We start from the raw sequence: 12126 nt of genomic DNA on the forward strand, positions 1-12126 counted from the left end.
CCCTCAGGGCGGCCCTCACAGACGGCAAACCCGGCCCTGACGGGAGCCGCGCTGACCTCGTCGGCCCAGGCCACCACGCCTCGGCCGTGCCCAGGAAACCGCGTTAGGTCCCCAGGCAGGGGTCCCTCAAAGACCCTTCACTGACCTCTGCCGGAGCGAGGCCAGCATCCGGCTGGTGCTCCGCACCGCGCTGGCGAGGCTAGAGCCAGCCGCGTTCCTCGGACAGCCGCACCGCCTCCGCGCGGGTGCGCGCGCCGGTTTTGCCGATCGCCGACGACAGGTGGTTGCGCACCGTCCCGTCGGACAAGAACAGCGACCGCGCGATGTCCGCGACCGTGCTGCCGTCCTTGGCCGCGCTCAACACGTCGCGTTCCCGGGCGGTGAGCGGGCTGGCGCCGGTGGCCAGCGATTCCGCGGCCAGCGCCGGGTCGACCACGCGCAGTCCACTGTGGACTCGGCGGACCGCCTCGACGAGCTGTTCCGGCGGCGCGTCCTTCACCACGAACCCGGCCGCCCCCGCGGCCATCGCCCGGGCGAGGTAGCCGGGGCGGCCGAAGGTGGTGCAGATGATCACCCGGCACGCCGGCAGCGCGGTCTTCAGCCCGGCCGCCGCGGTGAGCCCGTCCATGCCGGGCATCTGTACGTCGAGCAGGGCGACGTCGGGCGCCGACTCCTTCGCCGCGGCCACCACCTCGTCGCCCGTGCCGACCTGGGCCACCACCTCGATGTCGGCCTCCAGGCCGAGCACGGTGGCCAGCGCGCCGCGCACCATCGCCTGGTCGTCGGCCAGCAGCACCCGGATCACGCCAGTCCTCCAGCGGGTTCGGCCCGCACCGCGACGGCGGATCCGTCCGGGCGCGGCTCCGGGACCTCCGCCCGGACCACCCATCCTCCCCCGGGCCGCGGCCGCGTCGCCAAGGTGCCCCCGACCGCGGCCAGGCGTTCGGACAATCCGCGCAAGCCGTTGCCCCGCGCCACATCCCCCGCGCCGCGGCCGTTGTCTTCGACCTCCAGCCAGTCCCGACCCAGCCGCACCTTCACCGCCTTCGCGCCGGAATGCCGCAGCACGTTGGTGATCGCCTCGCGCAGCACGTAGCCGAACGTGCTCTGCAGTTCCCCGCGCACGTTGTCCACCGCGTGCGGCAGGTCCGCGTCGATCTCCGCCGCGCGCAACGCCGCCCGCGCCCCCGCGATCTCCGCGGACAGCGACACCTCCCGGTACTCCGACACCGTCGCCCGCACATCCGACAGCGCCGAGCGCGTGAGCCCCTCGACCTCGCGGATCTCCCGCACTGCCTGGTCGATGTCGCCGGAGCTTTCCAGCACCCGCCGCGCCAGCCCGGACTTGACCGTGATCGTGGTGAGGCTGTGCCCGAGCAGATCGTGCAGATCGCGGGCGACCCGCTCGCGCTCGCCGGCCACCGCCAGCGTCGCGATCTCCTGGTTCGCCAGCTCCAGCCTGCGGATCACCCGGACCAGATTGGCCATGAAGAACATCGCCGACGTGACCGAGGCGACCGTGATCAGGTCGCCGATGCGCTCCGTCAGATCCCCGCGCAGGTGCAGGACCAGCACCAGCAGGCCGAGCGCCGCCACGTTGAAGATCACCGCCCACGCCGCCGGGAGCAGGAAAGCGAGCGTCGCGGTCGCGTAGAGCACGACGTACGGGCTGGCGCCGGTCGTCAGCGCGGACAACAGGCCCAGCACCAGCATGCCCCCGCCGAACCAGAGCTTCACCTGCCGGGGCTTGCCGAAGACCAGCGGGAAGACGGCGTAGCAGGCGCAGTACGCGTAGACCAGCACGCCGAGCAGGATCCGGATCCACAGCGGCCCGGGGTCCTCGATCAGGCCCCGGGTCGCCGGGATCACGAGCGGCAGCAGGAACGCCACCGAGACGATCGGCCAGCCGGCCTTCTTCGGGCCGCTGCCGGGGCGCGCCGGCGGATCGTCCCACCAGGACGCCCGGTCGTTGAGCCCGAACCGGTGCTCGCCGGTCGCCGCCCGATGGCCTTGTGGCCGCACGTCGTTCTTCCCTCCCCGCCCGGTCAAACCCGGGCGCTGTCCTTACGGTAACGCCTGACCACGACAATCCCGAGAATCAGCGTCCACGCCCCGAGCACCCCGATCGCGGCGGGCAAGCTCACCAGCAGCTGGTTCGTCACGGCCGGGCGGACCAGCCCGATGACCCAGTAGGTGGGCATGATCTGCGCGACGTCGTGCATCCAGGACGGCATGCCCTCCAGCGGAATCCAGAGCCCGCCGAGGAAACCCATGCCGAGCGTGACGATCATGCTGATCGGCTGCATCGACTCCGGCGTGCCGAACTGGCCCAGCAGCAGTCCGAGCAGCACGAGCGGGATGGTGCCGAGGAAAACGCCGAGGAAGACGCGCAGCCAGCCCGCAGGGTCGAGGTGCACGCCCTGGGAGAAGGCCGCGATGACCGGGACCAGGATCAGCGCGGGCAGCCCGGCGAGCATCCCGGACAGCGCTTTGCCGCCGAGGTAGCCCGCGCCGGACAGCGGGGTCAGCCGCAGCTGCCGCTGCCAGCCGCCCGCTCGCTCGATCGCGAGCCGGGCGCCGTTCGTGGTGGCCGCGGCGAAGGTGCCGAACGTCATCATGTTGACCATCAGCACGGCTGAGACCGCGACGTGGTCCGGCGCGGATTTGTCGGTGAACACGGTGGCCTGCAACAGGAACATGACCACCGGGAAGGCCACGACGAAGACCAGGAACCGCGGCGAGCGGAACAGCCTGCGGGTTTCGACGAGCAGATAGGCGGGATTCATCGGACTGCTTCTTCCGTTTCGTCGGAGGTCAGGGAAAGGAACGCGCCTTCGAGGCCGACCGCGCCGATCTCGATGTCGCGCACGGCCGGGACCGCGGCGAGCAGCGCGCGCAGGGTGGTGTCGGAGTCCGAACTGGACAGTGCGACGCGTTCGCCGCGCAGTTCGCAGGAAGTGACCGCGGGCAGCGCCGAGACCAGCCGGTCGCTGACCCCGGCGGGCAGTACCGCGCGGATAGTACGGCCGCCCGCCAGCGCGCGGACCTGCGCGACGGACCCGTCGGCGACGATCTCCCCGGCCCGCATCAGCACGACCCGGTCGGCGAATTCCTCGGCCTCTTCGAGGTAGTGGGTCGCGAACAGCACGGTGCGGCCGGTGTCGGTGAACGAGTACATCGACTTCCAGAACTCCCGCCTGCTGCCGACGTCCATCGCCGCGGTCGGCTCGTCCAGCACGAGCAGATCGGGGTCGGACACCAGCGCGACCGCGAACCGCACGCGCTGCTTCTGCCCGCCGGAAAGCTTGTTGGCGCGCCGGTCGGCGATGTCCTCGACGCCGGCGCTGCGCAGCGCGTCCCGCACCGGCATCGGACGGCGGTGCAGCTTCGCGACGAGACCGACGGTCTCGCGCACGGTCAGGTCGTCCAGCAGCGTGCCGCCCTGCAGCATCGCGCCGATCATCCCGGCGCGGACCGCGTCGGCGGGCGTCCGGCCGAACACCGAAACGGTGCCCTCGTCCGGCGTGGTGAGCCCCAGAATCATGTCGACGGTGGTCGATTTGCCCGCCCCGTTGGGCCCGAGCAGCGCCACCACTTCCCCCGGCGCGATGGTCAGGTCGACCTGCTTGACCGCCCGCACGTCCCCGTACCGCTTGGCGATCCCGCCCAGCCGGATCGCCGCCCCCGCCGCGATTTCCTGTGTGTTGTCCATGCGGTGAAGCCTGCCGCGCCGAGGCGGCCGGTACGCAGGCCGAGCGTCACGACCCGGCCGTGACAGGTGTCAGGGGTGCGCGGAGGCGGAAACGCCGGACGGCCCTCCCCCGCAGTGCGGGAAAGGGCCGTCCGGAAAGGGTTTCGCGCCGGTCAGCAGCCGATCAGGCGGCCGGCCAGGTACGACTCGACCTGGTCGATCGAGATGCGCTCCTGCTTCATGCTGTCGCGCTCGCGGATGGTCACGGCGTTGTCCTCGAGGGTGTCGAAGTCGACCGTGACGCAGTACGGCGTGCCGATCTCGTCCTGGCGGCGGTAGCGGCGGCCGATCGCCTGGGCGTCGTCGAAGTCGACGTTCCAGTGCTTGCGCAGCCGCGCGGCCAGGTCGCGCGCCTTCGGCGACAGGTCGGCGTTGCGCGACAGCGGCAGCACCGCGGCCTTGAACGGCGCGAGCCGCGGGTCGAGGTGCAGCACGGTGCGCTTGTCGGTGCCGCCCTTGGCGTTCGGCACCTCTTCCTCGTCGTACGCGTCGACCAGGAACGCCATCATCGACCGGCCGACGCCCGCGGCCGGCTCGATCACGAACGGCCGGTAGCGCTGGCCCGAGGCCTGGTCGAAGAACGACAGGTCCACGCCCGAGTGGTTCGAGTGCGTGGTCAGGTCGAAGTCGGTGCGGTTGGCGATGCCTTCCAGCTCGCCCCACTCCTGGCCGGCGTTGAACGCGAACCGGTACTCGATGTCGACGGTGCGCTTCGCGTAGTGCGAGAGCTTTTCCTTCGGGTGCTCGAAGTGGCGCAGGTTCTCGGCCTTGATGCCGAGGTCCTTGTACCACTCGGTGCGCGCGTCGATCCAGTACTGGTGCCACTGCTCGTCGTCGCCCGGCTCGACGAAGAACTCCATCTCCATCTGCTCGAACTCGCGCGTGCGGAAGATGAAGTTGCCCGGCGTGATCTCGTTGCGGAAGGACTTGCCGATCTGGCCGATGCCGAACGGCGGCTTCTTGCGCGAGGCCTTCTGCACGTTGAGGAAGTTCACGAAGATGCCCTGCGCGGTCTCCGGACGGAGGTAGGCCAGGCCTTCCTCCGTCTCGACCGGGCCGAGGTGCGTCTTCAGCATCATGTTGAAGTCGCGCGGCTCGGTGTACTTGCCGCGGGTGCCGCAGTTCGGGCACGGCACCTCGGACAGGTCGTCCTCGGTGGTCGCCTTGCCGGTGCGGGCCTCGAAGTCCTCGGCGAGCTGGTCGGCGCGGAACCGCTTGTGGCACGACAGGCACTCGATCAGCGGGTCGGTGAACACGTTCACGTGGCCCGAGGCGACCCAGACCTGGCGCGGCAGGATCACCGACGAGTCGATGCCGACCACGTCCTCGCGGCTCTGCACGACGGTCTTCCACCACTGGCGCTTGATGTTGTCCTTCAGCTCAACGCCGAGCGGCCCGTAGTCCCACGCCGACCTGGTGCCGCCGTAGATGTCTCCCGAGGGGAAGACGAAGCCACGGTGTTTGCACAGACTGACGACGGTTTCGATTTTGTTGGCGGGCACTCCACGCTCCGGACGCATGCGGGGACGGTTATCGGACTAGAAGACCCAGCGTATCCGGCCGGTCCCGGGCACCTCCGCGCAGGTCGGAGGTCACGAACGGGTGACCGGCGAGGCCGTCACGACCCGGTTGTCGTCGTAGCCCTCCTGTCCGCCCACGTAGTCGCCGCCGCACGTGACGAGCACCAGCCGGTGCGGCCCCTCGGGGTCGAAGAGCTTCGCGGATTCGGCGGCCAGGTCCGATTTGTGGATCGTGCGCACCTCGTCGATCTTGTACTCCCACTTCTTGCCCGCGGCGTCGGCGACGGTCACGATCTGGCCGGTTTTCATCCGCCAGAGTTCCTGGAACGGCCCCGTCTTGCCCGCCCAGTTGACGTGCCCGGACAGCAGCGTGACGCCCTGTGCGGCCCCGACGCCGGATCCCCACCAGGCCGCCTCGGAGAGGCTCTTGGGGATCGGCAGCGCGCCGTCCTCGCCGACCTCCTCGGCGATCAGCTTCGCCTGCCCGCCGCCCGGCAGCTGGACGGAGCCCGGGGTCTGGCCGGGATCCGGCTGGCTGTTCCCGGCTTGGCTGCTTCCTTGCTCAGTGCCCTGGCTGGTGCCGGTCTGCTGCTGCGGCTGCGCCGAGCCGGCGCTGTCGTCGCCGGTGAAGATCAGCACCGCGGCGATGATCGCTGCCACCACTACGGCGGCGGCGACGATCAACGCGCCGAGCTTGCGTGCCGGTCGGGCTTCTGTCCCCTGCATCGTGCTCCCCTGGTCCGGAGGTTTCTCCGGGGAGACATGCCGCGGGGACGCGCCGGGGTTGCACGGTTTTTCGCCGGGATGCCCGGCGGGGCCGCTCAGTCCGGCCGGGAGACCAGGTCCGCGGTGACGATCCGGTTCTCGTCGTAGCCCTCGGTGCCGCCGACGTAGTCGCCGCCGCAGGTGACCAGGACCAGGCGGTGCGGGCCGGTCTGGGCGAACCAGCCGGGAGCCTGCGCGGGCAGCTGCTCCTTCGGGATCGTGGCCGCGCCGGTGACGCGGTACAGCCAGCGGCCGCCGGACGCGTCGACGATGCTGACGTTGTCGCCGTCGTGGACGCGCCACAGGTCGTCGAACGGACCCTTCGTGCCGGCCCAGTTGACGTGCCCGGACAGCACCGCCGCGCCCTGCGCCGCGCCGAGGCGAGCGCCCCACCACGCCGCGTCGCCGAGGCCGCGCGGGATCGGCAGGATGCCTTTCTGGGTGATCTCGACGCGTTTCAGCCGGGCCTCGGATCCGTCCGGCAACCGGATGCTGCCGGGGCGCTGCAGGCCGATCGCCTGGCCGTCGGACGGCAGCTCGGCGGGCGCGCCGTCCTCGCCCGGCAGCGAACCGGGCGGCGGATCGGCCACGACGGCGGGCGTCGACGCGGGCACCCAGGTCAGGACGATCACGCCAGCCGCGATCGCGAGAACGGCGATCACCGCTGACGCGACCGTCAGCACGGTGCGCGGCACTATTCGCCGCGGGAGCGGACGACCCGCGCCGCGCGGCGCCGGCCGAGCACGATCGCGACCGCGCCGAAGAGCAGACCGCCGCCGAGCAGGCCGAAGCCGAGCGGCAGGCGCAGGTCGCTGGACGGAGCGGCGGCCCCGGCGTAGCCCGCCGGGACCTCGGTGGGCACCGACGGCTGCTGCACGGTGTTCGCGGAGCCCGTGCCGGAGCCGTTGCCCGCCGCGGCGACGAAGTTCTTCGGGATCGAGCAGCTGACGCCGCCGAGCACCATGCTGGTCTGCACGTCGCTCAGCTTGGTGTTCTTGTCGTCGCGCGCGTGCGTGGTGATCTGGACGCGCCAGCCCGCCTGCGCGGTGACATCGCCGGAACGCCAGCCGTCCTGCTTGATCAGCTGGTCGAACGCCGAAACGCGGGACACGACGAGGTCCGAGGTGGTCTTGCCGGGGTCGCTCTGCGGCACGTCCGTGGGCGAGCCCATCTGGAGGCCGGTGACGTTGAGCGTCCCGCTGGCCGGCATCGCGATCTGCTTCAGCGCGTCGTCCGCGCCGCGCACCCAGACGCGGGCGGCCGTGGTGGCGCTGGTGACCTTGCCGGGGCCGGAGCAGTCGACCGAGCTGCGCGCGCCTTCCAGGACCAGCATCGTGTTGTCGAGCGCCTTGGGCTTCTTGCGGCCGTTGTCGCGCAGCGCGTAATTGGTCTCCGCGACGGCGGTGGGCACGTGCGTGGTCTGCAGCGCGGCGATGACCTGGTGGTCCCGGCTGGCGATGCCCGCCGGGTACGGGCTGGCCGCGCTGTCCCCGTACTTGCCGAGGTCGATCTGGTAATTCGGGCCGAACGTGGTGCGCTCGCCGTCGTTCTTCGGCACCGCCACGCGGTCGGTGCCGAGCTGCGACTGCCCGGGCGTGAGCGGGGACCGCTGGGTCTCGGTGATCAGCGCGCCGCCGTGCTGCGGGTCGCCGCCGAGCCGGACGGACGCCACGTTCGCGAACGACACCGGCCCCGTCTTCTCGTCGACGGCCTGCCCGGCCGGGGTCTGCGCCGCCGCGGCCGGAGCCAGCGCCGGCAGTGCCACCAGGGCCGCCACCGCGGCCTTCGTCACGAAACGAGTCATGTCTCCCCACTGCCCTCCGGCAACCCCGAGCGGTCCGCCACTGTACGAGACGCGACGAAACGCCCCCGCGACCACCTTGCACCGTCCGCCACCACTTGCGAAGCCGACAAGCCACATCTTCACGAACTCACCCGATCGGGTCAATCCGGAACGCGGCTCCCCCGGGCCCCGGCGATCACCGCGCCCGGGGAAGGGAACACTACGATGGCGGCGAAGGTTATCGGCAATGACATCCGGCTTCGGAAACGCCGCCCCGGTCCCGCCACGGTTCCCGCCGTCGGCCCCGGAAGCAGCGGCCGGATGCGGCGGCGGGACGCGAGTGGGAGGCAGCGATGACATCGGCACCTTCGAGCGCCCTGTCCGACGGCCTGGGGGCTGCGGCTTCGGCTTCGGCGGCCGGGAACGCTGCGGAGCCCGGGGGGAACGACGACGTCCGGGCCGGGGCGACTCCGGCGGCGTCGGCCGGCACGGATGCGGCTGGCTCGGGCGGGCGGGTTGCGGATTCCGCTGGTTCGGGCGGGGCTGTCGGCGATGCGCGGGCGGAGTTGTCGGCAGACTCGCCGCATTCCGCCGACGGGCCAGCCAGCCGATCTGGTGGTGCCCGCGCCGCGGACGAGACCGCCAGCAGCACGCAAGCAGAGCCGCCCGCGGGCCCACCGCATCCCGCCGACGCCGACGGATCAGCCAGGCGACCCGACGGTGCCCGCACCACGGACCAGGCCGCCAGCAGCACGCAAGCAGAGCCACCGCATCCTGCCGACGCCGACGGGCCGGCTGGCCAGTCCGCTCGTTCCAGCGCCACGGACGAGACCGGCGGCACGCAAGCAGAGCTGCCTGCGGATCCGCCGCATCCGGTCGACAGGCGCGGGTCGGCCGGGCGGTCCGCGGGCGCCGGACCGGCGGCCGTGCCTGCGGGCGCGCTCGCCGACGCGGGCGAACTGCTCCGGGCGCTCGCCGCTCCGGTGCGGATCGCTATCGTGCTGCAGTTGCGGGAGGCGGACCGGTGCGTGCACGAACTCGTGGACGAACTCGACGTCGCCCAGCCGTTGATCAGCCAGCACCTGCGGGTCCTCAAGACCGCGGGCGTGGTGCAGGGTGAGCGGCGCGGCCGCGAGGTCGTCTACCGGCTGGTGGACGACCACCTGGCGCACATCGTCGTCGACGCGGTCACCCACGTGCAGGAAGGGAAGTGACGATGTCCTCGGTCCCCAAACCGGTCCCGGTGCCAGGCCGGCGTTCCACGAAGCAGCGCGCGGCGGTGGTCGACCTGCTCAGCACCGTGGACGACTTCCGCTCCGCCCAGGAGCTGCACGACGAACTCCGCAAGCGCGGCGACGGCATCGGCCTGACCACCGTCTACCGGACGCTGCAGTCGCTCTCCGAGGCGGGCGAGATCGACGTGCTGCGCACCGACTCCGGCGAAGCGATCTACCGCCGGTGCTCGTCGCACCACCACCATCACCTCGTGTGCCGCGTGTGCGGGCGCACCGTGGAGGTCGAGGGTCCCGCGGTGGAACGCTGGGCGGAGAAGATCGCGGCGGACCACGGGTTCACCGACATCAGCCACACCGTGGAGATCACCGGGACCTGCGCCGAGCACTCGAGCTGACCGCTCCGGGCTGCGCCGGAGCAGGTCGGTTCGCCGAGCACGGGGCCGAGCCGAGCACGGGAGCTGCCGAGCACGGGAGCTGAGGCGGCCAGGACGGCGACCTGTTCCGCGCCTGGCCGGGGGCACTGCCTGCGCTGGCCGGGCACTACCTGCTCGTCTAGGACGTTCGCTGCCGATCCTCGCGCCCGAGCTGTTGCCAGTTTGGCCGGCCGTCCGGGCCGATCCAGCACCTGGGCCAAGGAGGTTGGGGGCCTGCACGGGGTTGGCCGGAGACGCGGGTCCTCGACCACCGTCCTCGACCGCCAAGGCCGCCCCTTCCGACGACGGACCTGCTCCGTGGCTGGCCGAACCGCTCCCGCTCGTTGATCGGCTGGCGGTGCCGATCGTATGGAGCAGGGGCCGCTGCGCCGTGAGCTGCCCGTTCGGCGGCGGGACCGTCCTGGGGCTGGCCGGAGACGTGGGTCTCGAAGCTCGCGTCAGGCGAGCGGGGCCGCTGCGAGGCCGTCAGGCCGCAGGGTTTCGCAGCTCTGAGCAACTCGTGCCGATCGCGGTCAGGGTTCCGTCCACGGGGCTGTCTCAAGCGGCGGCCTTGAGACGAGCGCGCGAGGCGGAACTTGCTCCGGGATCAGCCGAAGTAACTCAGGTGCACCGGGCGCGTGGCTGCGGCGGCCCGCGTTCCGAGACGGTCGCCGCCGGGGAGTCGGGGGCGTTGCTCCTTTCAGTACTCATACGGGTCCTTCGGCGCGGTGATTCGCTCGACTGTCGCCGGGACCAGGTCCGGCGTGTAGCTGTTCGCCTCGGTCGCCGTGCCCGGGACGATCTGGCCGGTGACTCGCAGCCAGGTGTCGCTCGGGAAGCGGTCGGCGTCGCCGCCCTTCAGGTGCACCGTCACTGGCGCCGCGTCGGCCGCGCAGCAGCTGATGACCAGGCGGGCCAGCAGGGTTTGGCCTCCGGTGTGGACGACGAATCCGGAGATCTCGACGGTGCGCCCGTTCATGGTGCCGTTGGCGTCCCAGCCCGCGCGCGTGACGACCTCGTTCATCGCCATCGGCACCACCGCGCCGGCGGGCAGCGGGGGGAACGCGGCTGCGGACGTGGTCGCGGCGCTGGCGGGCAGGCGGGCTTCGGTGCGGGTGACGGAATCCGCGCCGAGGGCAGGCGGGGCGACGAGGAACACCGCTAGCACCGGGACTACCAGCAGCCAGGCCGATCGCGCCGGGTGGTGGTGGCCGTGGCTGTGGTCGGTGTCCGCTTCGGACTCGTGGGCTGCTTTCGCCGCGGCGCGCGCGGTGGCGATGTCGCGGACGATGGCCGCCGCACCCAGCAGCAGCATCACGGCACCGCCAGCGATGATCCATAGTTGCTGGGCTGGTTTCACGTAGCGCAGGTAGTCGCCGTTGAGGGCGATCTTCACTAGCGCGCCGCCGAGCAGAATCAGCAGCACGTTCTGGGTTTCGCGCCTCATCGGACGCCGCCAAGGAAAATCACGCCGGCCACGGTGCCGCAGGCGATCGCCACCACGAAGGTGACCGGGGCGAACCTCGCCGCGAACGAGCGGCCGAAAGTGCCGGTCTGCAAGGCGAACAGCTTCACGTCGACGGCCGGGCCGACCACCAGGAACACCAGCTTCGGCAGCAGCGGCACGGCGGTGAGAGAGGCGGCGACGAACGCGTCCGCTTCGCTGCACAGCGCGAGGACCACGGCGAGGACCGCCATCACGACTACGCCGACGATTATCTGTCCGGACAACACTTCGAACCACTTCGCGGGCACGAGAACGTTGAGGGACGCGGAAATCAACGCGCCGAGCACGAGAAACCCGCCTGCCTCAACGAGATCGGTGCGGGCGGTTTCGGCGAATACCCGCCATCGCTGTCCCGGCGCGACGTCGGGCAGCCGACGCAGCGCGCGTTCGGTGATCCACGAGAGTTTGCCCCAGCGGGCCCAGATCCAGCCCATCGCCATCGCGGTGGCGAGCGAACCGGCGAACCGCGCGAACACCATCTCCGGACGGCCGGGGAAGGCGACCGCGGTGGCCACCAGCACCACCGGGTTCACCGCGGGCGCGGCGAGCAGGAAGGTAAGCGCGGCGGCGGGCGCGACGCCTTGCCCGATCAACCGCCGCGCGACGGGGACCGAAGCGCATTCGCAGCCGGGCAACGCGACACCCGCCAGCCCGGCAACGCCGACCGCGGCCGACGCTTTCTTCGGCAGCACCCGTTCCAGCACCCGGGCGGGCACGAAGGCCGCGATCGCGCCGCTGATCAGCACGCCGAGCACGAGGAACGGCAGGGCTTGCACGCACACCGCGACGAACACGGTGGATCCGGTGCGCAGCGCGGGCACGTCGAAGAGATCCTGGAGCTTGCTCTGCGCGAGGACAGCCACGAGCAGCACGGCGCACAGGATCTCGATGGAGCTGATTCGGAACCGCCGCGTGCGGGGGCGCTCCTCGGCGGCGTTGTTGGAAAGGGTTTCCACGAAGGCGATGATGCCAGCCGGGTACGACAGAACCCCAGCCGCCGGTGCGGCGAGGGGACCCCTCGCGCCGGTTTTGCGTGAATGTCACCCGATTGGGAGGGAGGAAGGGGCGGAATCGGGCAGGTTGCTGAGGCGGCGCGACGGGGGACGGGCAGAGGAGCTTGAGCAGAGGGAGTTGGCGGCAGGACGGGCAGAC

Annotated in this window: 12 protein-coding genes; 2 read left to right on the top strand and 10 right to left on the bottom strand. The window is 71.5% G+C overall.

What is annotated here, in order from left to right:
- Window positions 1-199 precede the first annotated feature (199 nt).
- The 8 genes from ACFSVL_RS40210 to ACFSVL_RS40245 form a co-directional block, all read right to left on the bottom strand.
- On the bottom strand, window positions 200-805 hold the full coding sequence (locus tag ACFSVL_RS40210; protein WP_378312351.1) for a response regulator: 606 nt from the start codon (window positions 803-805) through the stop codon (window positions 200-202).
- Window positions 802-2022 carry a sensor histidine kinase gene (locus ACFSVL_RS40215; protein ID WP_378312353.1) on the bottom strand — a complete coding sequence of 407 codons (1221 nt, stop codon included), beginning with the start codon at window positions 2020-2022 and terminating at the stop codon, window positions 802-804. Before ACFSVL_RS40215 ends, ACFSVL_RS40210 begins: the two co-directional genes overlap by 4 nt.
- A gap of 23 nt (window positions 2023-2045) precedes the next feature.
- The gene (locus ACFSVL_RS40220; protein WP_378312355.1) at window positions 2046-2786 is read right to left on the bottom strand and encodes an ABC transporter permease; all 741 of its coding nucleotides are present in this window, start codon (window positions 2784-2786) and stop codon (window positions 2046-2048) included.
- The gene (locus ACFSVL_RS40225) at window positions 2783-3712 is read right to left on the bottom strand and encodes an ABC transporter ATP-binding protein (protein WP_378312356.1); all 930 of its coding nucleotides are present in this window, start codon (window positions 3710-3712) and stop codon (window positions 2783-2785) included. The genes ACFSVL_RS40220 and ACFSVL_RS40225 overlap by 4 nt, the downstream gene beginning before the upstream one ends.
- Window positions 3713-3864: 152 nt before the next feature.
- Window positions 3865-5253: a glycine--tRNA ligase gene (locus tag ACFSVL_RS40230; RefSeq protein ID WP_378312453.1), complete on the bottom strand. Its 1389-nt coding sequence runs from the start codon at window positions 5251-5253 to the stop codon at window positions 3865-3867.
- A 90-nt stretch (window positions 5254-5343) separates the two neighbouring features.
- The gene (locus ACFSVL_RS40235; protein ID WP_378312358.1) at window positions 5344-5997 is read right to left on the bottom strand and encodes a class F sortase; all 654 of its coding nucleotides are present in this window, start codon (window positions 5995-5997) and stop codon (window positions 5344-5346) included.
- A 95-nt stretch (window positions 5998-6092) separates the two neighbouring features.
- Complete coding sequence (locus tag ACFSVL_RS40240) at window positions 6093-6731, bottom strand: class F sortase (protein ID WP_378312360.1); 639 nt, start codon at window positions 6729-6731, stop codon at window positions 6093-6095.
- Complete coding sequence (locus ACFSVL_RS40245; RefSeq protein WP_378312362.1) at window positions 6731-7840, bottom strand: hypothetical protein; 1110 nt, start codon at window positions 7838-7840, stop codon at window positions 6731-6733. Before ACFSVL_RS40245 ends, ACFSVL_RS40240 begins: the two co-directional genes overlap by 1 nt.
- Before the next feature lie 830 nt (window positions 7841-8670).
- On the opposite strand from ACFSVL_RS40245, the gene ACFSVL_RS40250 reads away from it, so the two are divergent.
- Both ACFSVL_RS40250 and ACFSVL_RS40255 read left to right on the top strand, forming a co-directional pair.
- A complete protein-coding gene (locus ACFSVL_RS40250) occupies window positions 8671-9033 on the top strand; it encodes an ArsR/SmtB family transcription factor (RefSeq protein ID WP_378312455.1) in 363 nt (120 codons plus the stop codon).
- A gap of 2 nt (window positions 9034-9035) precedes the next feature.
- The gene (locus tag ACFSVL_RS40255) at window positions 9036-9449 is read left to right on the top strand and encodes a Fur family transcriptional regulator (RefSeq protein WP_378312363.1); all 414 of its coding nucleotides are present in this window, start codon (window positions 9036-9038) and stop codon (window positions 9447-9449) included.
- Between the two features lie 718 nt (window positions 9450-10167).
- Here ACFSVL_RS40255 and ACFSVL_RS40260 read toward each other — a convergent pair.
- Together ACFSVL_RS40260 and ACFSVL_RS40265 are read right to left on the bottom strand one after the other, a co-directional pair.
- A complete protein-coding gene (locus ACFSVL_RS40260; RefSeq protein ID WP_378312365.1) occupies window positions 10168-10914 on the bottom strand; it encodes a TIGR03943 family putative permease subunit in 747 nt (248 codons plus the stop codon).
- Window positions 10911-11930: a permease gene (locus ACFSVL_RS40265; protein ID WP_378312367.1), complete on the bottom strand. Its 1020-nt coding sequence runs from the start codon at window positions 11928-11930 to the stop codon at window positions 10911-10913. The genes ACFSVL_RS40260 and ACFSVL_RS40265 overlap by 4 nt, the downstream gene beginning before the upstream one ends.
- Between the last annotated feature and the right edge of the window lie 196 nt (window positions 11931-12126).

The organism is Amycolatopsis silviterrae, assembly GCF_042684085.1.
Lineage (GTDB): Bacteria > Actinomycetota > Actinomycetes > Mycobacteriales > Pseudonocardiaceae > Amycolatopsis > Amycolatopsis silviterrae.